This is a genomic window from Streptomyces xanthophaeus (genome assembly GCF_000725805.1).
GTDB classification, from domain to species: domain Bacteria; phylum Actinomycetota; class Actinomycetes; order Streptomycetales; family Streptomycetaceae; genus Streptomyces; species Streptomyces xanthophaeus.
Genome location: NZ_JOFT01000023.1, coordinates 90,013 through 112,832 on the forward strand (window position 1 = coordinate 90,013; position 22,820 = coordinate 112,832).

Below are 22,820 nucleotides of genomic sequence, written 5' to 3' on the forward strand. Positions count from 1 at the left end.
GGCCGGGTCAGCCGGTGAAGCCGGCGGTGATGGAGGTGAACTGCCAGTCGTTCTGGGCGATCCCGGAGCAGGTCTCCTGCAGTCCGCCGCCGGCGCAGCCGCGGTCGCGGTTGACGGACCAGAAGGCGAGCCGGGCGAGGTGGTGGGAGTTGGCCCAGTCGCGGATGTCCGTCCAGTTCTGGACCGTGGTGGTCTCCTGGGTGTCGCTGATCCCGTTCATGCCGGAGATGCCGATGTGCGCGTAGGCGGTGGCGTCGTCCCAGCCGAAGGTGGACTTGAGCTTGCCGGCCAGGCCCTGGGTGGCGCTCACCGTGCTCGCGTACATGTCGGTGGACGCGTTGCCGAAGTCGAACGGCATGATGGTGAAGACATCGATGCCCGCGTCCAGCGCCGCGGCCCGCTCGATCAGGCGGTTGCCCCAGGAGGTCGGCCCGGTGGTGCTGGTGCCGAAGGTGAGGATGGTCTTCAGGCCCGGGTTGTTCTGCTTGACGATCTTGAGTGCGCCGAGGATGCGGTCCTGGACCACCGCGTTCTCGAACTCGTCGGTGTTCTCGATGTCGACGTCGATGGCCTTCAGCCCGTAGGCGTCGATGACCTGCTGGTAGGCCCCGGCCAGGGCCTCGGGGGTGGAGCAGTTCGGGCCGAGCTTGTTGCCCTGCCAGCCGCCGATGGACGGTACGACGTCGCCGCCCGCGGCCCGGATGGCGCTGATGGTGGACTGGTCGACCCCGCCGGTGAGGGGGCGCTGGCCGTCCCAGGACGGGTTGCAGCCGCCGGAGGAGAGGATGAAGGCCATGGTGAACCACTTCACGCCGGTCGCGTTCATCACCGTGGTGGCGCTCGGCGGGTTGCCCCAGCCCATGTAGAGGTAGGGCGCGGCCTGCTTGAAGCCGCTCGGGTCGGATCCGGCGTCGGTGGTGACCTGGAGCGCGGCGGAGGCGGGCGAGGTGTTGCCCGCCAGGTCGCGGGCCCGGACGGTGAAGGAGTGGGCGGTGGCCGCGGCGAGTCCGGTGACGGTGGCGCTCGTGGTGGTGGAGGTGGCGACCTTCGTGGTGCCCCGGTAGACGTCGTAGCCGGTGACGCCCACGTCGTCGGTGGCGGCCGACCAGGTCAGCGAGACGCTGGAGGAGGTCTTGCCGGTGGCGGTGAGGCCCCCCGGCGCGGTGGGGGCGACGGTGTCGGAGCTGCCGCCGGGGCCGTCGAGGCTGATGTCGTCGGCGTGGTAGGTGCCCTGCCCGTACCAGCCGTTCACGTAGACCTCGGCGCTGGTCTGGGACGGGCCGGTGGTGAAGGAGACGCTGAGCTTGGTCCAGGCGCCGGCGGAGCCGGTCCAGGTGGAGGCGCCGCCGGTGACACCGAGGTACACGTAGCTGCCGCGGACCCACCCGGAGAGGGTGTAGGCGGTGTTCGGCTGCACGGCGACGGTCTGCGTGCACTTGGCGTTGTCACCGGCGCTCGCCGCCCCGGCCAGCGCCTTGCCGCCGCCGTGCACGGGGGAGCTCACCACCGAGCCCAGCCCGCCGGTACACGACCAGCCGGCCGTCGTCCCGGTCTCGAAGTCGCCGTTCGCGAGCAGGTTGGCGCCGAAGGCGGCGCCCGGGGTGCTCAGCACCGCGGCCGCGCCGAGCAGGGTGGCGCCCAGTGCGCCGAGCAGGCGTGTGGGGGTACGCAAGGCAGTGCCTCCAGAGGTGGGGGGAGAGCAGGCGTGAGGTCACGGAGAAGTGCGGGGGTGCCGGGAACCTATTCCTCCGTAAGTCTCGACGTCAACAGGTCTGGACCAATTGGCCGTGCGGGAATTCCGGTCACCCGTACGGGCGTTGGCGCGGACCCGCACGGCCGCCCACCCCCGCCGCCGTGATCGCGCGCCGTGATCACAGCAGGTCGGCGCCCTCAAATACACTGTCCCGGTGACTGAGAACTCCTTGCCGCCCTGTCCCGAATGCTCCGGTACCTACACCTACGAGATGGGCGCGCTCCTGGTCTGCCCCGAGTGCGGACACGAGTGGCCGCCCGCCACCGGTGAGCCCGCCGAAGCCTCCGGCGAGCGGGTGGTCAAGGACTCGGTCGGCAACGTCCTCGCCGACGGCGACACGGTCACGGTCGTCAAGGGCCTCAAGGTGAAGGGCAGTACGAGCGGCATCAAGGCGGGCACCAAGGTGCGCAACATCCGACTGGTCGACGGGGTCGACGGCCACGACATCGACTGCAAGATCGAGGGCTTCGGCGCCATGCAGCTCAAGTCCAGCGTGGTCCGCAAGGTCTGACCCCGGTACGTCCGGAACGGCCCGTACGAAACCCAGTTCGTCAGCAGCGTGCGGCCCGGGCCGCACGTCCGGGTGGTAGTTCCCCGCCCGGGGGCTTTTCGGCGCCCGGGGCCCGTGGGGACCGCAAGAGTTGCCCCATGATCATCGATCCGCCCCCCACCCCCAGCGCCTCCGACGAGCCCGCACCCGCGCCCGCCCGCAGGCCCTCCCGCCGCACCGTCATCGCCGGAGCCGGCGCACTGACCGTCGCGGGAGCCGGCGCCCTCACCGTCGCCGCGGCGTCGGCCGAGACCCCGCGGACGGCGCCCGGCAGCGCCCGCCCCGACTGGGACACCTGCCTCACCGTCGCCCGGGCCGTCCTCGTCCGCGACGAGGAGGACCAGCCGCTCGTACCGCGCTACGCGGACGTCCTGCTGAAGAACGGACTGCCCCGGTCCCGCCGCCCCGCCAAGAAGGTGCTGGTCGTGGGCGCCGGGCCCGCCGGGCTCGCCGCCGCGCACCTGCTGCGCGAGGCCGGGCACCAGGTCACCGTCATCGAGGCCAACGGCAACCGGGTGGGCGGCCGGATCAAGACCTTCCGGACGGGCGGCCACGAGAACGCGCCCGCCCCCTTCGCCGACCCCAAGCAGTACGCCGAGGCCGGCGCCATGCGCATCCCCGACAGCCACCCGCTGGTCACCGGGCTGATGGACAGCTTCGGCCTCCAGCGCCGGCGCTTCCACCTGGTCGACGTCGACGGATCCGGCCGGCCCGCCTACCGCACCTGGATCTTCGTCAACGGCATCCGGGTCCGCCGCGCCGACTACGCCCGCAGCCCGCAGGCCGTCAACCGCTCCTTCGGCGTCCCGGCGGCGTACGAGTCCCTGCCCGCCGCGCAGATCGTGCGGGGCGCCTTCGCCCCCGTGCGCAAGGAGATCGAGGGCAAGAAGGACAAGGAGCTCGTCGAGGGCTGGGCCAGGGTCGTCCAGCGCTACGGCCACATGTCGATGTACCGCTTCCTGACCGAGGAGGCACAGCTCGACGACCGGACGATCGACCTGATCGGAACCGTCGAGAACCTCACCTCCCGGCTGCACCTCGCCTTCATCCACAGCTTCATCGGCGCCTCGCTGATCAGCCCCGACACCGCGTTCTACGAGCTGCCCGACGGCACCGCCACCCTTGCCGACGCGCTCTACGGCCGCGTCAAGGACCTGGTCCGGCTCGACCGCCGGGCCACCCGGATCACGCACGGCGAGCGCACGGTGAGCATCGACACCGTCTCCGAGGGCCGCGGCGGCAGCCCCGTACGGCGCGAGACCTTCACCGGCGACACCGCGATCATCACCGTCCCCTTCTCCGGCCTGCGCCACATCCAGGTCAGCCCCGCACTCTCCTACGGCAAGCGGCGCGCGGTCACCGAACTGCACTACGACGCGGCCACCAAGGTGCTGCTGGAATTCAGCCGCCGCTGGTGGGAGTTCGACGAGGCCGCCTGGAAGCGCGAACTCGAAGCCGTGAAGCCCGGGCTGTACCGCAAGTACCAGCTCGGCCAGACCTCCGACGACGGTGCGCTGCTCGGCGCCCACTCCTCCGTCCCCAAGGGCCACGTCTCCGCCGCCCAGCGCGCGCACTACGCCGCCTGCCGCCGGATCACCCGCGACCAGCCCGAGGCGGCCGGCGTCATCGGCGGCGGATCGGCCACCGACAACCCCAACCGCTTCATGTTCCAGCCCTCCTATCCCGTCGAGGGCAGCCAGGGCGGCGTGATCCTCGCCTCCTACAGCTGGGCGGACGACGCCCTGAAGTGGGACTCCTTCGACGACGCGGAGCGCTACCCGCGCGCCCTCGCCGGACTCCAGGAGGTGTTCGGGCAGCGGATCGAGGTGTTCTACACCGGGGTCGGGCGCACCCAGTCCTGGATGCGCGACCCGTACGCCTACGGTGAGGCCTCCGTCCTGCTGCCCGGCCAGCACACCGAGCTCTTCCCCCACGTCCGCGAGCCCGAGGGCAGCCTGCACTTCGCCGGCTGCCACACCTCGATCAAGCCGGCCTGGATCGAGGGGGCCCTGGAGTCCGCGGTGCGCAGCGCCCTGGAGGTCCACTCGGCGTAGGGCGTACGGGGCCGCCGCCCCCCCGCCCGCCGCTGTCCGGGCGCCGCCCCTCCCCGAGGGGCGGCGCCGTCAGCTCTCCGCGAGCACGATCAGCCAGTCCCCTTCGGCGAAACGCACCCGCTGGCGCTTGTCGGGGTTGATCCGCACCCCGTAGCCGGGCCCCGTCGCGGCTTCCGCACGCAGCCGGTAGCCGACCGCGCAGGCCCGGCTGCGGCGCGCCGAGGCGACGACGGTGGCGAAGCTGACCTCGTACCCGGCCCGGACGTAGTCGGTGACCGGCCGCAGGTACAGCTCGTGACCCTCCGCCCGGAACAGCTCCTCGAAGACGGCGGCGAGGTGGGGGCTCTCCGAGACCTGGGTCATCAGGAGGCTGATCAGCCGTCCGCTGACGATGAAGTCGGCGCCGTCCCGGGCGGGTGCGAGCAGCCGGTTGGCGTCGTCGGACATCTCGGTGGTCAGCGAGAGTTCCCGGTGCGCGGCCTCCCCGATCGCCCGCAGGTGCAGCAGCGTGACCAGCGTCCTGTCATCGGCCTGGGGCAGGGCCCCCGAGTCCAGGGGCGCGGCTGCGTCCTCGGCGATCACCATCACGCCGTCGTAGGCGGGCACGTCCAGCTTGTCCAGGACGCGGGGATCGGTGATGTCCCCGCCGCGGAAGGTCACTTCGAGCCGACTGCGGACCGCCGCGGCCTCGTAGGCGCTGCGCGTCGTCGTCCCGTCGTCGAGGGCCACCACGTCCAGGACGGTGCCGGGGCTCACGTACTCGTCGAGCTGTTCCAGGACGAGCGGGGCGCGGCGGTTCCAGCCGAGGAGGAGCAGCCGTTCGGCCACGGGGGTCCGGGGGCGGGCCGTGACCATGACGGCCTCGTCGACGAAGGAGGACACGTCCTGCGCCACGGCCGTGTCGTCGTCCTGCGAGATGACGAGGATCCGGTCGTCCGCGCCGACGGCCGCGGCGGGATCAGGATTGAGCGCGACGCTTCCGTCGGCGTGCAGCAGGCCGACCACCGAGGAGGTGGTGAAGGCGAGCAGGGCCTCGCCGAAGGTCCGGCCCACGAGCGGCCCGGGAGCAGCGGTGTAGAACTCGTCTCCGTCGAAGTCCAGTAACTCCTGGTAGACGAGGGAGAGTCCGGGCTGGCGGGCGGTCTGCACGAGGAGCCGGGCGACGATGTCGTCGATGCACAGCACGTGTCCGCCCGGCCCGGCCGCCAGCCGCGCCGTGGGGTGGTTGCGGGCGTCGCGGACGGCCGCCACCACCACCGTGTCGCCACCGGCGGGTACGGCCGTGTCGAGGGCGAGCAGGGTCTTCACCACGTGGGCGTCGCCCCACTCCGTGTCGGGCGGCAGGACGAGCACCGCCTTCGCGGTCTGCGGGCTGACGCGGGCGAGCTCCGTCGGGTCGGTGGTGCGGCCGCTCCGGCAGATGATCCTGGTCCGGCCGGTGTGGGGGACGTGGGTGGCGATCGCCTCCTCCATCGCCACCTTGTCCATCGGGGCGAGGACGGCGAGGGCGGACCGGCGCTGGTTCGCATGGGCGGCCACCAGTTCCCCGACCACCGGGAACACCTGGTCCGACCAGCCCAGTACGACGGTGTGGCGGGACTCCACCACGGTGGAGTGGCCCAGGCGCAGGGCCATGATGCGCTCGTTGATGCCGGTGGTGATCAGACTGACCAGGGCCGACACGAACAGCAGGGCTACCAGGGCCAGGGCCACGGAGGCGACGACGTACACGGGAGGCCCGACCGCGCCCCCGATCTTGAGCGTCTGCCCCACGCTGACCCACACCGCGGTGAGCTTGCCGGAGAAGGTCTTCGGGGCGCCCCGGTCGGCCCACACGAGGACCGCGCTCGCCGGGAGCACGACGGCGAGGCAGGCCAGCGCCAGCCAGCCGACGAGCGCGGTGGTGCCCCGGGCCACCAGATGGTCGAACCGGTACCGCAGGCGCACCCGGAGGGACGTCCTGTGCTGCCCCGCCATTGCCAGCTCCCGAGCCTTCGACCGTGCCACGGGGTGGCTGCCCGCCACTCCCGCGTCCACGTTAGACAATCCCGACGCCCGCACCACCCCCGAGCGCCCCGCCCTCACCCGCAGGTATGAACCCGTCGGCCTGAACCGGCCCAGCCGTGGTCACCGGGGCAGGAGTTGGAGGATCAGCGGGCGCAGCGGGAGGGTGTGGGAGCGGGTCCAGGTGGTCCTCCAGTGGATGCGGCCGTAGGGCTGGGCCTCGTGCAGGGTCTGCTGCCAGGCGAGCGAGGTGCGGTGCGTGGGGGCGGGGACGGGGGCGGGGTCGAAGCCCTTGATGGTGGTGTAGGCCGTCTTGCACGGGCCGGACCCCTCCTGCGCGGTCTGCGCGAGCACGGCCGCGAGTTCCGGGAAGGTCTGGTCGGCGCTGGTCTGGTTCCACGCCGTGGCCGCCGCCGCTGCACACGCGGCGATGTCCGACTTCAGGCTGGCCCGGTTCAGGGCGGTATCGAGCCACGGTGTTCCGGTGGCGATCGCCTTCCGCAGGGCGTACGAGGCGATGAAGCCGGCCACTTTGCCCGCGGCGCTGACCCGGTTGTCGGCGATCGAGACGGTGAAGCTGTTCGTCGGTGAGTAGTGGAGGATGACCGATTCGCCGGGCAGCACGACCGTCGCCCCCCTCCCCACGATGTCCTGAGCGGCCTGTCGGGCGCTTTCGCGCAGCGCGTCCCGGACGCCGCCGGCCGGGTCGGACGTCGGCTCGACGAGGCCTTCGGTGCTCCGGATCAGCAGGGCCGTTCCGTCCGTGGCCGTATTGGTCACCACGGAGCACGAGGGCCGCCGGGGGCTCTGGCTGGACTCCGTGTACAGGCCGGCGTACCCGTCGGCGATCCGTACGGGGTAGTGCCCGGTGCAGGTGGTGGCCGCGGCCGGTGCGGCCGGTGTCAGGAACGCCAGGGGGAGGGCCGCGGTCACGGCCCCGGCGACGAGCCTCCTGCGGGTGACGGGCATGACGGGCTCCCGGCCCTGTGAACGGCCCCCGACGGGACCCTTCCAGTGTGCGCTCCGACCGGACCCGCCGCCACGACAGGACCTATGCGGTCCAGGTGACCGCCGGGGGGCGGACCGCGCCGCAGAGCGGCATGCCGTCGGCGTCGGTCAGGGCGAGGGTTCCCGCAGCGCTGCCGCGTTCCAGGGCCGAGGAGGGGAGGTCCGCGAAGAACAGCTTGATCCGCCGGAACATCACGAAGGCGCCGCCCGGGGGAAGTTCGCCCCAGGTCAGGTAGAAGAACCGGGCTCCGCGCCCGCCCTGGACATGGGGGCCGCGGAAATCGGGGGACCCGTCCGGCGCGGTGGTCCGGGTGACCGCGAACTCCCAGACGGCCTGTGCCGCGTCCCCCGCAGCCAGTCCTTCGGGCTCGCGTCCGCGCTGCACACCGACATGGACGTGGTGATGGGGTCCGCAGGTGAGCCCGGGCAGGTCCCGGCCGGTGACGCGGAGGGAGAGGGAAGACATGCGCCCAGCCTACGAGCCGACGGCGGAGCCGGGCGGCGGCGGCCGGGCGGTGTCGTGCGCCCCGGGGCAAGAGCTGTGCACGCGGACGCGCACCGGCCCGGTCCCGCACGGCCTAGCGTCCCCCACCTCCATCCGCCGCTTCGTCGACCCCACGGACGGGCAGGCGCGCTGACACCGGGCAGGCCAGGTCGTGCCCCGGCGTGCAGTGCGATTGCCCCTCGGTGCAGGGATGCGCCCGCGGGCCTCCCCGCCGCCCGGCTCCCCGCGCAGGCTGTCGTCACGAGGACACCCGACCCGGGACGTCCCGTTCCGGCACATCGCCCCGGTACCCCCGGGGCGACGCGTTGACCAGGGGACAGCATGAGTTCGACGGCCGTACCGCAGCAGACCGCCCCGCACCGCAACCGGGTGACCACCCGTGGACTGGGCTTCCTGGAGGTGGTCACGGTGTCCGGTGCGGCGCAGCCGCTCGCGCCGTTGCCCGCCGGCGGCTGCGCCGCCTCCGCCCCGCACCTCGTGCTCGGCCTCCACACCCGTGGCCGCGCGCGGGTCGCCGCGCCCGCCTCCGGCGGCGCCGACCGCCCCTGCGGGCCGGGGGAGGTCTTCGTCGTCGACGGAGCCGCTCCCCTCGTGCTCCACGAGACCGAGGACTTCGAACTGCACCTGGTGCGGATCCCGCACCGCGTGCTCGCCCTCACCGACCGGCAGGTGCGGGATCTGGGCACCCGCGGCCCGCACCCCGCCGGACCGGTGGCTCCGCTGCTCGCCCGCCTCCTGCGGACGGTCCTGCGGGAGTTCCCCGCCGCCCCGCACAGCGCGGCGCAGGCGGCCTCGGCCATCGCCGAACTGGTCACCGTCATGGCGGTCCTGGCCGACGAGGACCGCGCCCGAGGACGGCAGGAGCGGGTTCCGGATCCCGCGCCGGGCTGCTGCCACCGGACCCTGCTCGGCCGTCTGCGGGCCCACATCGACGACCGTCTCCCGGAGCGCGGCCTGTCACCCGTGACCGTCGCCGCCGCGCACCACATCTCGGTCCGCCACCTGCACAAGCTCTTCGCGGCCCACGGCAGCACCACCGGCCGGTGGATCCGGCACTGCCGGCTGGAGGAGGCCCGCCGCGAGCTGGCCCGGCCGGGGCGGCAGGACATCAGCGTGGCCGCGGTGGCGGCACGTTGGGGCTTCGCCGACGCCGCCCACTTCAGCCGGAGTTTCCGCTCCGCGTACGGGATGCCGCCGAGCCGATGGCGCGCCGTCCGTACCGCCACGCCCGACCGCACCACCGCATGAGGAGTCGTCATGTCCGCCCACCCCGAGACCGTCGCCCCACCCGGCGCGGCCCCACCCGGCGCCGACCTCCAGGAGGCGCTGTCCCGATGGCTGGCCCCCGTACGGGCCCGGGTCAGCGAGGACGACCCGTACGGCCCTTCCCTGACCCTGCACCAGCTCGGCTCCCTGCGGCTGATCACCTGCGCGGGCGGCCCCCTCCGCCTGAGCCGTACCCCCGGCCTCGTGGCCCGCGGCGCCGGGGACGCGGTCGTCCTCGTCCTGCCGCGCCGGGGGGCCGCCCGTCTCGTACAGGACGGCCGCGGCGCCACCGTGGCCGCGGGGGAGCTGGCGCTGATCGACCTCGACAGGGCCTTCGCGCTGGAACAGGAGGCGGACGCCAGGATCCTGCTGGCCCGGATGTCCGCGCACGCCCTCGGCCTGGCCCCGGGCGCCCTCCGCCCGCTCACCGGCCGGGCCGTTCCCACCTCGGGCGGTACGGCCGCGCTGATCGCGGCGCTGCTGCCGGAGGCGGACGACGCGGGGGCCCGCTGTCCCGGGGCGATGGGGGAGGCCCTGGGGGGCATCGTCACGGACCTGGTGGCGGGGCTGGCCGACGAGCTGACGGACGCGGGGGACGGGGCCTGCGGTACGGGACGCGGGCACCTGGTCACCGGGATCCGGCGGTACATCGACGCGAACCTCGCCGACCCCGGCCTCGCCCCCGAGCACATCGCGGCGGCGCACCGCATCTCGGTCCGCTACCTGCACCGCCTCTTCGAGGCGGAGGAAGCCACCGTGGGCAGGCTGATCCGGCAGCGCCGGGTCGAGCAGTGCCGCAGCGAACTCCTGCGGCGGGCCGGTGCGGACCCGTCCATCGCCGCGGTGGCCCTGCGCTGGGGCTTCCGCAGCCCGTCGCACTTCAGCCGCGCCTTCAAGGCCCTGCACGGGCGTCCGCCACGGCAGTGGCGCGCAGAGGTCCGCAGCGCGGCGGAGTCCGGCGGGGCCGCCGGACGCGCGGACCCCGCCGGGCCCGTCGCGTAGGCCGGCGGCCTGCCGGCCGGTTCGGTGTCCCTCCGGGGCCGCGCTACCGGGGGAGGCGGAAGCCGTCGAAGAGGTCGTCCAGGCCGCGCAGGGCCAGCCGGTCGGGGACGGCGCGCACCGCGAGGTCGCGCGCAGCCACTGCGAGAGGGCTGCGCAGGGCGCCCAGACGGCCGACCCGGCGGGCTCGCACGCGCACGGCGTCGGTGCGCTCGCGGCGGGCGGCGGTGTACGCGGCGAGTGCGGCCGGGACGGGGTCCGTACGGTCGGTGCCGTCGCCGGAGGGCAGCAGGTGGGCGAGGACCACCGCGTCCTCGATGGCCTGGCAGCCACCCTGGCCGAGGTTGGGGGCCATGGCGTGGGCGGCGTCGCCGAGCCAGGCGATCCGGCCGTGGTGCAGCCGGGGGAGCGGGGCGGCCAGGTCGTAGAGGTCGTTCTGCAGGACGTCGGCTGGGTCGAGCCGTGCGACGTGGTCCAGCAGGGCCGGAATCGGGTCGTGCCACGCGCCGAAGCGGCGGCGGAGTTCGGCGCGGGCGTCGGCCGGCCGGGTGCCGGCCGGGACGACGGCGGTGGCGTAGAGGTAGAGCCGGCCGTCGGACAGCGGGGTCACGCCGAAGCGTTCGCCCCGCCCCCAGGTCTCGCTCATGGCCGGTGCCCCGAGGTCCGGGGCGTCGACGAGGGCCCGCCACGCGGTCTCGCCGATGTAGTGCAGGCCGGGGTGGCCGGGGAAGTGTGCGCGGCGCAGCGGGCTGTGGATGCCGTCGGCCGCGACGACCAGATCGGCGGGCAGGTCCGGGCCCGCCGACGTCCGGACGGTCGGGCGGCCCGCAGCGTCGTCGACGCCGGTCACGGTGGTGCCGTAGCGCAGGGCCTCCGGAGGCAGGGCGGCGGCCAGGGCGGCGGTGAAGGCCGGGCGGGGGACGGCGATCGGGGGCATGCCGTAGCGGGCGGCCATGTCCGCGGTGGCCGCCCGGGTGAGCCACCGGCCGTCGGAGCGGCGTACACCCATCGTCTCCGGGACGGCGCTTCCGGCGGCGCGGGCGGCGTCGACGCCGATGGCGTCCAGTGCGCGCAGGGCGTTGGGGGCGAGGCCGATCCCGGCGCCGGTGACGGGGAGTTCGGGGGCGCGTTCGCAGACGGTGACCTGCCAGCCGCGGCGGTGCAGTGCGACGGCGGCCGTGAGGCCGCCGATCCCGGCCCCGGCCACCACCGCGTGACGATTCGGCATGGAACACCCCTCCGTCGGGTCCGGGCGCGTCCTCCGCGGCCGCAGGCCCTCACTCTACATCTGTAGAGTGCAGGCGCGTCCACCCCGGTTCACGACGGCCGCGCGACGGCGGACGGGGCCGCGGGGACCTGCTGGAGCAGCCTCCACTCGCGCGGCGTCAGCCCGTAGGCGGCCTGGAACCGCCGGGTGAAGTGGCTGCGGCTGCTGAACCCGCACCGGCCGGCGACCGCCGCGGCCGTGAGCCGGGCGTACCGGGGCGAGGCCAGCATCCGCCGGGCCTCCTCCAACCGCTCGGCGATGAGCCACTGCTCCAGGCTGATGCCCGCGCGGCCCAGCACGAGGTAGAGCTGACGCAGCGACACGGAGTGCTCCGCTGCGATCCGTTCGGGTGTGAGGCCGGGATCGGTGAGGTGCCGCCGCGCGTAGGCCATCACGCGGGTCAGCAGGGTCTCGTGCATGGCCGAGCCGACCAGCGGGCTCCGCTCGTCGTGCGCCGCAGACACCAGCAGGGCGCGTACGAGCTCGGTGGTGGCCTGGGCGCACGCCGCGGCCCCGGGATCGGCCGCCAGCCGCCCGGGGCTGCGCCACATCCCGCGCAGGTGGTGCAGGACGAGGTCGTACATCGGGCTGGCGCGCAGCCGCAACGACGCCTGCACCACGGCCTCGACCGGCAGGCCGAGCCGCTCGACGTCGAACACCATGGCCTGGGAGGCGCCGTCGCCGGACCAGCCGTAGGTGCGCGGCGTCAGCTCGTGGAAGACGGCCATGTCGTCGGCGCCGAACAGCATCTGCTCTCCCGCGACCTCGGCCCGGCCCAGGCCCCTGGTCTGGAGCGAGACCGAGACCACGGGGCGTGCCCGGTGGCGGCGTACGTGGGCGGCCGTGCGGCGGAGCGTGAAACCGGAATTGCGCGTGGAGAACATGGGGATGCCGCCCATCTGCCACAGCTCCATCCGCGCGCGGACCGACCGGGCGGGCGATTCGTGGACGATGTCGTTGGGCACCGACTCGTCCGTCAGCGCGTGGTGGAACGCCTCCACCCGTTCGCCCGGAGCCACGGTCTCCAGATCCAGGATCAGCACGGCGCCCCCGCTCGCCGGGCGCCACTGACGGCTCGACAAGTGATCATGCTCCCAGCGTATTTGATGGCCGGGCGGCCGAACTCCGCCGAGCGCTGCCGGACGCCGCCGAAGGGGAGCCGTACCTGCAGGTCAGGCGGGGGGAGGCGGCAGGTCCACCGCCACCGCCGTGCACAGGCCGTCGAGGAGCGCGGAGGCGATGTCCACGCGCAGGACGTCCACGCGCAGGACGCCCACCGGGTCGCCGGACGCGCTGTGGATGTCCCGGAGCTGCGTCTGCGTCGAGCCCGGGCATCATCTCCTTCACCGGCACCGGACTCGTCCTGCGCGGCCCGATGTCCACCGGGGACGGCACCGCGTCCGCCCGCGTCGACGGACTGCCCGCCGGTACGGTGAAGGCCGTCCACACCGGCGCGTACCCCCCCCGGCACAGGTACCGGACCGTCGACCACCTCACCCCCGGCAGCCACACGGTCACCGTCACCCAGACCGGCGGCACCTGCCTCCAGCTCGGCTCCGTCACCGTCATCCCGTAGACAGGCCCCGCCTTGACGCACCAGACGCACTGGACCGAGTCCGGCCGCACCGTCGGCGTCCCCCTGGACGAACCGCCGCGCGTGGCCGCGCTCGGCGTCGGCGTGCACGGGACGGCCGGCCGCCTCGACGTCTTCCGGCTGCCGGACCTGTGGCAGCTCCACCTGTACCGCTACGAGGCCGAACTCACCGTGGACGGGACCGCGCACGCCCTACGGCCCGGCCGCGTGAGCCTGGTGCCGCCCGGCGCGGTCGTGGGCTACCGCTACCGGGGCCGCTCGGAGCACCTCTACGTGCACTTCGCGCTGCCCGGGACCGGCCCGCTGACCCCCGTACCGGTGGTGCAGGACGCCGGAGCGCTGACCCCGGCACTGTCCGAACTCCTGCTGCGGGCCGTCGCGTCCGCCCCGCACACCCCGCGCCGGGCGGACGCGCAGGTGTGGGACGTGCTGTGGCAGCTGGCGGACCTCGCCGAACCGGCCGGGGGAGTCCCCCGCCCGCATCCGGCGGTCGCGGCGGCGGTGGCGTACATCGAGTCCCGGCTCGCCGGGCCCGTCACCGTGCCCGAGATCGCCCGCGCCGCGGACGTCTCGCACAACCACCTGCTGCGGCTGTTCCGCGCCGAGACCGGGGGCACCGTGGTGGCGTACCTCCGGCGTCGGCGTCTGGAGCGCGCCCGTCACCTGCTCCGCGAGTCGACCCTGCCGATCCCCGCGATCGCCGCGGCCGTCGGAATCGGCGACCTCCAGGCCTTCAACAAGGCCTGCCGCAGCGAACTGGGCGCCTCGCCGCGAGCCGTACGGGCCGGGCGGCCGTGACCTCAGTCCCGTCCGGGACCCCGGTAGAGGTCCAGCCGCCCGTCGAGCTCCACGGCGAGCACGGTCGCCTGCTCGTCCACGTCCCCGGGCGCCGGGGCATCGATCCACAGCACCCCCGGCACCTCACCGAGGCCGCCGGTCACCCGGTGCCCGAGCTCCGCGCCGGTGCCGAGCACCGAGACCCGGCGCACCCGGCTGCGCAGACCGCGCAGGGACACGGCCTCGCGGGGCGGGTCGAAGCAGACCAGGTACAGGGTGCGGCCGTCCGCGGACAGGGTGCTCGGCCCGTAGTGGTGCCCGGCGGGGAGCCCGGCCACGGTGGAGAAGACGGCCTCGGAATGCGCCGCGATCCACGCACCGAGCCCCTCCAGCCGCTCCACCTGCTCCTGCGGGATGGTGCCGTCCTCCCGCGGGCCGACCGCCAGCAGCAGGTTCCCGCCCATGCCGATCGTCTCCGTGAAGTAGCGCACCAGCTGGCGGACCGACTTGTGCTCCTGGTCCTGCGGCTGGAAGCCCCAGGAACCGTTCAGCGTCAGGCACAGCTCCCACGGCCCGGCCGGCCGCTCCAGGGGGACCCCCTGCTCGGGGGTCGCGTAGTCGCCGTGGCTCAGCATCCGGGCATTGAGCACCGTCTCCGGGTTCCCCTCCAGGATCTGTGCGGCGAGCCGCCCCATGCCCCACTGCTCCTCGCTGCGCTCCCACTCGCCGTCGAACCACAGCAGGTCGGGGCCGAACCGCGAGACCAACTCGCCGACCTGGGCGTCCCGGTACGCCAGGTACCGGGCCCAGGCCTCGGGGTACTCCTTGCCGTCCGCCGGGGCGACGAGCGGGTGGACGGCCACGTCCTCGTTCGGCGGCTGCGGGTGGACCACGCTCGCGTAGTCCGGGTGGCTCCAGTCCGAATGCGAGTAGTACAGGCCCACCTTGAGGCCCTCCTCGCGCAGTGCCCCGGTGTACTCGGCGACCAGGTCGCGCCGGGCCGGGGTGCGCCGTACGACGTTCAGGTCGCTGACGGCGGTGTCCCACAGGCAGACGCCGTCGTGGTGCCGGGCGGTGAGCACGGCGTACCGGGCGCCCGCCCGGGTGAAGAGCTTCGCCCAGGCGCGGGCGTCGAAGGCGGAGGCGGTGAACCCGGCGAGCTGGCCCATGTACTCCTCCCGTGACAGCTCGCCGCTGTAGAGCGACCAGGACTCGGCGACGCCGTCGACGGCGTAGATCCCGTAGTGGAGGAAAATGCCCAGTTTGGCATCGGTGAACCAGGGCTGCATCGGCACGGTCGTAACTCCTCTGGGAGGTGGGAACGCGGAGGTGGGGCGGGCCCCGGCCCCACCTCTGGGAGGTGGGAACGCGGAGGTGGGGCGGGCCCCGGCCCCACCTCGACGCTAGGTCCGTCCCACTGCCCGGCGGGTGGGTGCCACTCACCAAAACTGGTCGGTTCTCACCATCGGGGCCCGGCGGGTCAGTCCTGCGGACGGGAAACCTGCTGGGACCGCAGCCACTCCTCGACCCCGCCCGCACGAGCCGCGGCAGCCGGCCGACGGGACGCGGTGGCGGGTGCCGTCCGGGGCGGGACGACCAGGAGGTCCGGGCGTCCGCCGGTACCGGCGAGCAGGACCAGCTTGCTGGGGCCCTGTTCGGTGAACCAGCCCACGTGCAGCGTGCGCCCGTCCACGGCGACGGTGTGCGGGACGACCTGGGCTGTCCGCCCTACTCCGGTGCAGAGCTCGGATACCGGTCTGCTTGCGCAGGGGTCGGCTGTTCCGGACGGCACGATCGGAGCTCATGGCGGGGCAGGCGCCGTCCGGGGCTGAACGGGCGGCCTCCGGCGACGACGAGGCGGACCGAGCGCAGGGCTTGCACGTCGGAGAGCGGGTTGCCGTCCACGACGAGGAGGTCGGCGCGGTGGCCCGCCGTGAGCCGGCCCGTGTCGTGGGAGATGCCCAGGGCCTGCGCCGCGCCCGTCGTGGCCAGGTCGATGATCTCGGCCGGTGTCATCCCGATGTGCTCGAAGAACTCCAGGCTGGAGACGAAGCCGTCGAAGACGGCCCGGGAGACCCCGGCATCGGTACCGGGGATGAGCCGTACGCCGCGCCGCGCCATCCAGCGGATCCGGCCGAACATCTCCTCGGCCCGTTCCCGGCCGAAGCGCTCAGCGAAGCCCCGCCAGTCGGGGCTGGCCGCCGGGCCGACCGCGATGCCCCGGGCGGCGATCGCGGCCACCAGGTCCTCCCGTACGTCGAACCCGTCGCGCGCCATCCAGGTGCAGTGCTCGATGGTGTCCACCCCGGCGGCCACCGCGGCCTCGATGCCCTCGGTGCCGTGGGCGTGCGCGGCGACGGGCAGGCCGAACCGCTGCGCCTCCTCCACGACGAGCCGTAGCTCCTGCGTCGTGAACTGGGCCTGCCAGACGGGAGGGCCGCCCTTGGTGATGCCGCCGCCGGTGGCCATCACCTTGATGAGGTCCACTCCGCTCTCCGCGTTGCGGCGGACCGCGGCCCGGATGGCGTCCGCCCCCTCGACCTCGCCGCCGAGGAACCAGCAGTGCCCGCCGGGCCCGGTCAGCGGAGTGCCGGCGGCGAGGACGCGCGGCCCGGGGAGCAGCCCGGCCGCGATCTCCTCCCGCAGGCGCACCGCGAGCCCGCCCCGGTCACCGAGGTCGCGCACCGTGGTCACGCCCGTGCCGAGGAGCCGCAACGCCCGCTCGGCCATCCCCGGGTACAACTCGGTGTCGGTGGCGGCCCGCAGGGTTTCCACGGGATCGGGCCCGGCGTCGAGTGCGAGGTGGACGTGGGTGTCGATGAGCCCCGGCAGCAGGGTGCCCTCCGGAAACGCCAGCCGGGGCACGTCCGGCCCGGCCTGCGCCTCGACCGTGGCGCGCGGCCCGGCCGCCGCGATCACGCCCTTGTCGACGAGGACGGCGCCGTCGGCGGTCTCCCGCCCACCGGGTCCGGTCACCATCCGCCCCGCTGACACCACTGCCCGCATCATGAACCTCCCCGCACGGTCTGCGCGCCCGACACTACGGCCAACTGCCGTACCACGTCTGCGAGATCGCCGTCATGGTTCGCCGCGAACGGACGAGCGGCGGGCCCCCCACGCCGTGCAGAGCCATATCGGGACCGCAGGCGCGCGCATGCCGACTGACGATCATTGGCCGATCATGACTGGCTTAAGGATCGAATTTGAGCCAAGTTGACCCAGAAGGATCGTTTCATTACCCGCAAACCAGCCCTAATCGCGGGCCGAGGACGGCTACGTGGGGTTGCGGATTGGCCGGGGTGGGCGCACGTTTTGGAGCACCGAAGGGTGGGACCGGTTCGGCGATCGTCAGCCTATGGGCTGTCTCGGAGGGAGAAGTCATGTTCCAGGAACTGGCATGCGCGATCCTCGTCCAGTTCCCGATCAAGGGGCATGACCCGGACGCGCCAGAGACCGGCCACGGGATGATCTCGAACTCGTGACGGCGCGTCACCGGTTTGTATCGCTGGTACACGCACCACCGGCGCGCGCCGAAAGGGAAGCAGGGATCTCATGACAGTGCAGGCCATCAAGCTGCCCATACTGCGGATGCCGTACCCGGTGCGGGTGAATCCGTCTCTGCTGGCCCTGCACGAGGAGACCGAGACGTGGGCGCGAGAGATGGGCATGCTGGACAGCGACGAAGCACCGTCGGCCCACCGGGCCATCTGGACCCGGTCCCAGTTCCACGCAATGGCCGTTGACCGGCTGACCGCCTGGGCCCTTCCTGATGCCTCACCCGCCGACCTCCGGCTCAATCACCGGTTCAACCTCTGGGCTCTGGCCTGGGACGACTACTTCGCCTCCGCCTTCAAACGGACGGGCGACCTCGCAGGCGCCCAAGCCTTCACCGACCGCCTCCATGCCTTCCTGCCGCTGGAGCCGGGCGCCCGGTTGCCGGAGCCGACCAATGCCGTCGAAAGGGGCATGGCCGACCTCCAGCAACGACTGTTCCCCCCGAGACTGGCGCACTGGCAGCAGGGGCTCAACCGCGCCCTGGCAAGGTACATCGACGCGGGAGTCCAGGAACTGGCCAACAGCCGCGCCGGCCGTGTCCCGGACCTCATCGAGTATGCCCAGTTCCGCCGTGAAAGCTTTGCCGCCTATACCGCCCCCTACTCCGTGGAACTCTCCACCGGTGCACGGATCCCTGAGCAGATCCGGCACAGCCGAGCCTTCCGTGCGTTGCTCGACGCCTTCATGGACTACATGGGGATGGCGAACGACATCGCCTCCTATCAGCGGGAGGTCCATGACGAACACGACGTCAACAACCTCGTCATAGTCCTCCAGGCGTCCCTGGGCCTATCCGTCCAGGAGGCGATGCATGCGGCCGCCGAACTGGTGACCGCCCGACTGCGCCACTTCGAGCACCTCACACGGAGCGAACTGCCCACGGTCGTCCAGCGAGCCGGGCTGAACCAGGGCGAACGGATCGAGCTGGAGTCGTGGCTCCGGGGTGCTTGCAGTTTCCTGTCCGGCCTCCATGCGTGGTACACCGGGGCGCCTCGCTACGCTCCGGCAGACGGTCCGTCCCAAGAGCAGCGGACTTCCACCGCCGCTGTGCCCACCGGCGGGCGTTGTGTCTCGGTGTCATGAGGTCTCGTCATGAGGCCTCACGACGTCGACCCACGCGTGAGGGCGCCGCACCAGCTCGAAGGAGGCTGCCGACCCACGCCGTCCGGCAGCCTCCTCGGCTGTGATGCTCGGTTCCGATGCGAGCTGCGAGGCCTACAGCTTCCGCAGGAAGCTCCTCAGCCGCGCCCGCCACGAGGTGCGGGGCTTGGCAGGCGGCGGCAACACCGGCTCGGATAGCGGCCATTTGGGCGCCGTCGACATACCGCTGCTCGGCGGGGGCGCGGCCGGCAGCGGTGTCAGCACGTCATGGGCTTCCGGACTGCGGGGCGCGAACTTCACGGGCAGCGCCGTCAGATGCCGGGACCAGGTGGAGGAGCGCCAGGTGAGCTCTTCCTCGGGCACCGCCAGGCTGATGTCGGGAATCCGGGTGAGCAGGATGTCGATGCCGGCGTCGGCGATGACACGGCCGATGTCCTGGCCGGGGCATTCATGGGCGCCGGCGCTGAACGACAGGTGCGCGCGGTTGTGGTGCACGCGGGTCGAGGAGTCCGGGCGGACCGTCTGATCGACGTTCCCGGCGGCCAGGCCCAGCAGGAGCATGTCCCCCGCCTTGATCTCCTGCCCTCCGAGGGTGGTGTCACCGGTGGCCCAGCGACCCGGGCACACCATCAGCGGCGGCTCGTCCCAGAGCACTTGCTCCACTGCTTCCGGCAAGGTCATCTGGCCGCCGGCCAACGACCCGCGGAACCGCGGGTCGGTGACCACCATCCGCATCACGTTGGACATGAGATTCGAGGTCGTCTCATAGCCCGCGAGCAAGATGAGGCGCAGGTGGTGCTGCACCTCCTCGTCCGTGAGGCCGGCCGGGTGGGCCAGCAGCACGGATGCGATGTCCTGCCCGGGCGCCGCGTGCTTGTCGACGACAAGCTGCTCGAGGGTCTTCAGCACGTAGGCGTTGCTCGCGAGCGACGTTTCGGTGCCCTTGAAGAGGTCCCGGGCGGCGTGCACGAGCTTGGGACCGTACTCGTCCGGCATTCCGAGCAGGTGGGTGAGCACGAGCATGGGCAGGTGCTCGGTGAACTGGCCGACCAGCTCCGCGCTGCCCGCCCCGCAGAACTCATCGACCAACTGGTGCGCGAAGCGGGTGATGTGGCGGCGGATTCCGCGTTGGTCGAACTGGTCGAGGCTGGCCGTGACCGCGCCGCGCAGGCGCTGGTGCTCTTCGCCGTCCGCACAAACGCAGTCGGGTCGCCAGCCGATCATCGGCACCAGCGGCGAGGTGGTGGCGTCGATCTCGCCACTCTTCCAGCCGTGCCAGGTGCGGGGGTCGCGGGAGAACTGGGTGGAGCGGCTGGCCACATCACGGTTCTCGAGGTACCCCAGGACGAGCCAGGCCCGTACGTCCCCGTCGAGCAGGACGGGCGCCACCGGACCGTGGGCGGCACGCAACTTCTCGTACAGGCCCATGGGGTCGGTCTCGGCGGCGGCGCCCCACAGCGGGGTCGCCGCGTCGAGTCCCGTGCCGGTGTGGGCCGGGCACCCCTGGGGCGGGGTGAGCCCTGGTTCCGTGGTGGTGTGGTCAGCGGGGGGGACGGTCATGCGGACTCCTGAGCGGCGGCGAGGGTACACAAGTAGCCCATCAGCGAGAGGAGCGCGTCGCGACTGGACGACCGGTCGCGTGCGTCACAGGTGACGATGGGCACCGATTCGTTGAGTGCCAGAGCAGTGCGCAGGGCTGGTAGCGGGTGCTGCGGCGCCTCGGGGAAGGTGTTGACGGCCACGACGAAGGGGACTCGACGGTCCTCCAGACGGGTGATGATCTCGAAACAGACTTCGATCCTCCGGGTGTCGACGAGGACCACGGCTCCGAGTGCGCCCTCGAAGATGCCGTTCCAGAGGAACCAGAAGCGCTCCTGTCCCGGCGTCCCGAAGAGATACAGGATCAGCTCCTCGTTGATGCTGATGCGGCCGAAGTCCAGAGCAACGGTCGTGGTGTTCTTGCCTTCCGCGCCGGGATTGTGGTCGATCCCGACGCCGGCCTGCGTCATGGTTTCTTCGGTGGTCAGGGGCGGGATCTCGCTCACCGCCCCGACCATGGTCGTCTTGCCCACCCCGAAGCCGCCGACGATCACGACCTTGACCCCTCTGGCGCCGTGCGGCAGCAGAACGGCCGAGCGGCGGGGGCCGGCGGCGACTGCGTCAGAGCCTGCGTAGTCCATGGATCACCGCCTCCAGAAGGCCAAGTTCGGGGACCGCCGCCACAGGAACGGGAGCAGTGGCCTCAACTCGCTCGTGGTCCACGAGCTTGGAGAGCAGCACCGTGATGACGCTGAACGGCAGGCTGAGATACGCGGAGATCTCGGCCACCGACAACGGGTATTGGCACATGGCGAGAATGGCCGCCTGCTCGGGCTGCATACCGGGTTCGGGCGCGGACCTCGATGCGACGAGGGTGACCAGGTTGAAGGCTTTGGCTGAGGAACCTGGGCCACCGGAGATGACATAAAGCGGCACGGGACTGCCTTCATCCCATGCGTCCTGGTTTTGTGACGTCACATTGCCTGCCCGATGTCATCACGAGGCGGGCTGGTCATGTGCTGGCCGATCCGGACCACCAGCGTGCGCATGCGGTCGCCCAGCAATCCTGCGTCCACCTCCGCATCGGCCAGCACCGCGAGATAGGCTCCGGGTCCGGCCGCCATGAGGGAGAAGTAACCGCCGTCGACTTCGATCCCGACCATGTGGGTCGAGCCGTCTCCGTGCGGGAACTTCTGCGCGATGGCCTTCGCCAGGCTCTGGATGCCCGAGCAGGCGGCCGCGATCGCGTCAGCGGTGTCGGGCTCCGTGTTCGCTTGACCGATGCACAGACCGTCTGACGACAACACGACCACGTGTCGCACGTACGGGACGCTGGCCGCAAGCTCCTTGAGCATCCAGTCCATGTTGAGAAGTGGCGGCACGGTTACTCACCCTCGTCTGATGGCTCGCTGGTTCGGATGGAAGGGCCCGTGGCCGGTCTGTTGTCGCCGCTGAACGCCTCCCACATCAGGCCCGGCTGCCGGGGTGCGCCGGCCGTTCCCGGGGTGGCGGCCGGCGCGGCAGGGGGATGAGGGGCTGTGCGGACGACCGGTGTCGGGACGGGCGACTCGCGTCGCCGTTGCGGCAGTCCGTTGACGGTTTGTTTGACCTCGCCGGAATCGGCTGCGGCATCATGCGTCATCGTCGGCCTCGGCACGGTCGGCACGGTCGGCACGGTCGGTGCGCCCGTGGGCCTCGGCGCGAACTGCTGGACTTTCGGGGCAGGCTGCTGAACTGTGGTGATCAGGCGCCGCGGAACGAGCACGACGGCCCGCACTCCTCCGTAGGCGGAGGTGCGCAAGTCGACGTCGAGGCCGTTCTCGCGGGCCAGCCTGCTGACGACGGGCAGGCCGAGCTGCGTCGCCTCGCCCAGGTCCGCCAGACCGGTGCCGGATGATGCCTGAGCCATGACCCGGTCGATGCGCTGGCGGACCTCTTCGGTGAGCCCGACCCCCCGGTCCTCGATCTCGATCGCGATACCGGAGGGCACCTCGCTCGCGGTCACCTCGACCGGGGCGTGCGGCGGCGAGAAGGTCGTGGCGTTGTCGAGCAATTCGGCGAGCAGGTGGATCAGCGGCTCGGCTCCCTGGCCGATCACAGCGACCTCTGTCACCGACTGCAACTTCACGCGGGGATAGTCCACGATGCGTGACATGGCCCCTCGCACGACGTCGTAGAGCGGAATCGCTTTCGACCACTGACGCCCGGGCCGGGCGTCACCCAGTACCGCGATGCTGGCCGCGAGGCGCCCGATCAGGGCATTGCGATGGTCGATGTCCTGCAGGCCATGGGAGACCACGACATCCGTACCGTGCAGGATCTGCATGTCGCGCAGGTCCTTGGCGAGTTGATGCACGATCGCCTGGACCCGCCGGGCGATCGCCACCAGGGCCCGCTGCGACGAGTCCCGTGTGCGTTCCTCGGCATCCACGGCTTCCAGGAGCGTGCGCAGAGCTGCCCGGAGCGCTTCGGCGAACTCGCTGTCGAGATGTCCCCCGAACGGGACGGAGTGCAGGATCTCCGAAACGGGCTCACCCTGCTGCAGGCGGGCGACAGCCGCGGGGAGGAGCTCTTCGGCGAGCCATACAGTGGTGGCCCGCTGATCGGACAAGCGCGCGAGCAGCACGGCCTCGCGTTGCGCGTAGTACCGCTGTACCTCGGCGTTCGCCCGCGCGTAGCGGGCCGCCTCTGCCGCGCGCGTCCGGCGCGCCGTCTCAGCCGAAGTGATGGCCGTCAGGACGACCGCGACGAGGCCGCACCAGGCAACCGGCGTGCGTATCTGCGCGGAAACACAGACCAGCGCCACGACGCAGGCCCCAGCCAGGGCAACAGGGGGGATAAGCCATGC

At 72.5% G+C, this 22,820-nt stretch carries 22 protein-coding genes; 8 read left to right on the forward strand and 14 right to left on the reverse strand.

Annotated features, from left to right (window positions below; all coding sequences use genetic code 11):
- Positions 1 to 7 precede the first annotated feature (7 nt).
- Positions 8 to 1,672, reverse strand: a complete 1,665-nt coding sequence (locus IO30_RS0115740; RefSeq protein WP_031143425.1) for a carbohydrate binding domain-containing protein — start codon at positions 1,670 to 1,672, stop codon at positions 8 to 10.
- 235 nt (positions 1,673 to 1,907) lie between these two features.
- Between IO30_RS0115740 and IO30_RS0115745 the strand changes: the two genes are divergently transcribed.
- Together IO30_RS0115745 and IO30_RS0115750 are read left to right on the forward strand one after the other, a co-directional pair.
- Positions 1,908 to 2,264, forward strand: coding sequence for a zinc ribbon domain-containing protein YjdM (locus IO30_RS0115745; protein ID WP_031143427.1), 357 nt, complete (start codon positions 1,908 to 1,910; stop codon positions 2,262 to 2,264).
- A gap of 137 nt (positions 2,265 to 2,401) precedes the next feature.
- Positions 2,402 to 4,357, forward strand: a complete 1,956-nt coding sequence (locus tag IO30_RS0115750; RefSeq protein ID WP_031143429.1) for a flavin monoamine oxidase family protein — start codon at positions 2,402 to 2,404, stop codon at positions 4,355 to 4,357.
- 69 nt (positions 4,358 to 4,426) lie between these two features.
- On the opposite strand, the gene IO30_RS0115755 is transcribed toward IO30_RS0115750, so the two are convergent.
- From IO30_RS0115755 to IO30_RS0115765, 3 genes are all read right to left on the reverse strand, one after another.
- Positions 4,427 to 6,334, reverse strand: a complete 1,908-nt coding sequence (locus IO30_RS0115755) for a CASTOR/POLLUX-related putative ion channel (protein WP_031143431.1) — start codon at positions 6,332 to 6,334, stop codon at positions 4,427 to 4,429.
- Positions 6,335 to 6,484: 150 nt separating this feature from the next.
- Positions 6,485 to 7,330 (reverse strand): hypothetical protein, encoded by an 846-nt coding sequence (locus IO30_RS0115760; protein WP_031143433.1) that lies wholly within the window; start codon positions 7,328 to 7,330, stop codon positions 6,485 to 6,487.
- Between the two features lie 82 nt (positions 7,331 to 7,412).
- The gene (locus tag IO30_RS0115765; protein ID WP_031143435.1) at positions 7,413 to 7,835 is read right to left on the reverse strand and encodes a DUF5990 family protein; all 423 of its coding nucleotides are present in this window, start codon (positions 7,833 to 7,835) and stop codon (positions 7,413 to 7,415) included.
- On the opposite strand from IO30_RS0115765, the gene IO30_RS45455 reads away from it, so the two are divergent.
- The 3 genes from IO30_RS45455 (at position 7,834) to IO30_RS0115780 (ending at position 10,142) form a co-directional block, all read left to right on the forward strand.
- On the forward strand, positions 7,834 to 8,007 hold the full coding sequence (locus IO30_RS45455; protein ID WP_157853323.1) for a hypothetical protein: 174 nt from the start codon (positions 7,834 to 7,836) through the stop codon (positions 8,005 to 8,007). The genes IO30_RS0115765 and IO30_RS45455 overlap by 2 nt on opposite strands.
- Positions 8,008 to 8,195: 188 nt before the next feature.
- On the forward strand, positions 8,196 to 9,122 hold the full coding sequence (locus IO30_RS0115775) for an AraC family transcriptional regulator (protein WP_051902340.1): 927 nt from the start codon (positions 8,196 to 8,198) through the stop codon (positions 9,120 to 9,122).
- A gap of 9 nt (positions 9,123 to 9,131) precedes the next feature.
- On the forward strand, positions 9,132 to 10,142 hold the full coding sequence (locus tag IO30_RS0115780) for a helix-turn-helix domain-containing protein (RefSeq protein WP_051902342.1): 1,011 nt from the start codon (positions 9,132 to 9,134) through the stop codon (positions 10,140 to 10,142).
- Positions 10,143 to 10,185: 43 nt separating this feature from the next.
- Here the strand turns inward: IO30_RS0115780 and IO30_RS0115785 are convergent, their stop codons facing one another.
- Positions 10,186 to 11,367 (reverse strand): FAD-dependent monooxygenase, encoded by a 1,182-nt coding sequence (locus IO30_RS0115785; RefSeq protein ID WP_031143441.1) that lies wholly within the window; start codon positions 11,365 to 11,367, stop codon positions 10,186 to 10,188.
- 89 nt (positions 11,368 to 11,456) lie between these two features.
- Positions 11,457 to 12,488, reverse strand: coding sequence for an AraC family transcriptional regulator (locus IO30_RS0115790; protein ID WP_234321742.1), 1,032 nt, complete (start codon positions 12,486 to 12,488; stop codon positions 11,457 to 11,459).
- 293 nt (positions 12,489 to 12,781) lie between these two features.
- On the opposite strand from IO30_RS0115790, the gene IO30_RS0115800 reads away from it, so the two are divergent.
- Together IO30_RS0115800 and IO30_RS0115805 are read left to right on the forward strand one after the other, a co-directional pair.
- Positions 12,782 to 12,982, forward strand: coding sequence for a hypothetical protein (locus IO30_RS0115800; RefSeq protein ID WP_031143445.1), 201 nt, complete (start codon positions 12,782 to 12,784; stop codon positions 12,980 to 12,982).
- Positions 12,983 to 12,994: 12 nt separating this feature from the next.
- The gene (locus IO30_RS0115805) at positions 12,995 to 13,798 is read left to right on the forward strand and encodes a helix-turn-helix transcriptional regulator (RefSeq protein ID WP_051902344.1); all 804 of its coding nucleotides are present in this window, start codon (positions 12,995 to 12,997) and stop codon (positions 13,796 to 13,798) included.
- Positions 13,799 to 13,800: 2 nt separating this feature from the next.
- On the opposite strand, the gene IO30_RS0115810 is transcribed toward IO30_RS0115805, so the two are convergent.
- The 3 genes from IO30_RS0115810 to IO30_RS0115820 form a co-directional block, all read right to left on the reverse strand.
- Complete coding sequence (locus tag IO30_RS0115810; RefSeq protein ID WP_031143449.1) at positions 13,801 to 15,072, reverse strand: alpha-L-fucosidase; 1,272 nt, start codon at positions 15,070 to 15,072, stop codon at positions 13,801 to 13,803.
- A gap of 185 nt (positions 15,073 to 15,257) precedes the next feature.
- Complete coding sequence (locus IO30_RS47870) at positions 15,258 to 15,569, reverse strand: DUF5994 family protein (protein WP_078904724.1); 312 nt, start codon at positions 15,567 to 15,569, stop codon at positions 15,258 to 15,260.
- Positions 15,506 to 16,783: an amidohydrolase family protein gene (locus IO30_RS0115820; protein ID WP_237403494.1), complete on the reverse strand. Its 1,278-nt coding sequence runs from the start codon at positions 16,781 to 16,783 to the stop codon at positions 15,506 to 15,508. The genes IO30_RS47870 and IO30_RS0115820 overlap by 64 nt, the downstream gene beginning before the upstream one ends.
- A 546-nt stretch (positions 16,784 to 17,329) precedes the next feature.
- On the opposite strand from IO30_RS0115820, the gene IO30_RS0115830 reads away from it, so the two are divergent.
- Positions 17,330 to 18,415 carry a terpene synthase family protein gene (locus tag IO30_RS0115830; protein WP_031143456.1) on the forward strand — a complete coding sequence of 362 codons (1,086 nt, stop codon included), beginning with the start codon at positions 17,330 to 17,332 and terminating at the stop codon, positions 18,413 to 18,415.
- Between the two features lie 132 nt (positions 18,416 to 18,547).
- On the opposite strand, the gene IO30_RS0115835 is transcribed toward IO30_RS0115830, so the two are convergent.
- Genes IO30_RS0115835 through IO30_RS0115855 form a run of 5 tightly spaced genes read right to left on the reverse strand, consistent with a single transcriptional unit; the run spans position 18,548 to position 22,778 of the window.
- A complete protein-coding gene (locus IO30_RS0115835) occupies positions 18,548 to 19,993 on the reverse strand; it encodes a cytochrome P450 (RefSeq protein WP_031143458.1) in 1,446 nt (481 codons plus the stop codon).
- On the reverse strand, positions 19,990 to 20,613 hold the full coding sequence (locus tag IO30_RS0115840; RefSeq protein WP_031143460.1) for a GTP-binding protein: 624 nt from the start codon (positions 20,611 to 20,613) through the stop codon (positions 19,990 to 19,992). Before IO30_RS0115840 ends, IO30_RS0115835 begins: the two co-directional genes overlap by 4 nt.
- Positions 20,594 to 20,908 carry a DUF742 domain-containing protein gene (locus tag IO30_RS0115845; protein WP_234321741.1) on the reverse strand — a complete coding sequence of 105 codons (315 nt, stop codon included), beginning with the start codon at positions 20,906 to 20,908 and terminating at the stop codon, positions 20,594 to 20,596. Before IO30_RS0115845 ends, IO30_RS0115840 begins: the two co-directional genes overlap by 20 nt.
- A gap of 38 nt (positions 20,909 to 20,946) precedes the next feature.
- Positions 20,947 to 21,336 (reverse strand): roadblock/LC7 domain-containing protein, encoded by a 390-nt coding sequence (locus IO30_RS0115850; RefSeq protein WP_031143464.1) that lies wholly within the window; start codon positions 21,334 to 21,336, stop codon positions 20,947 to 20,949.
- Between the two features lie 20 nt (positions 21,337 to 21,356).
- Positions 21,357 to 22,778, reverse strand: a complete 1,422-nt coding sequence (locus IO30_RS0115855; protein ID WP_037894170.1) for an ATP-binding protein — start codon at positions 22,776 to 22,778, stop codon at positions 21,357 to 21,359.
- Positions 22,779 to 22,820 lie beyond the last annotated feature (42 nt).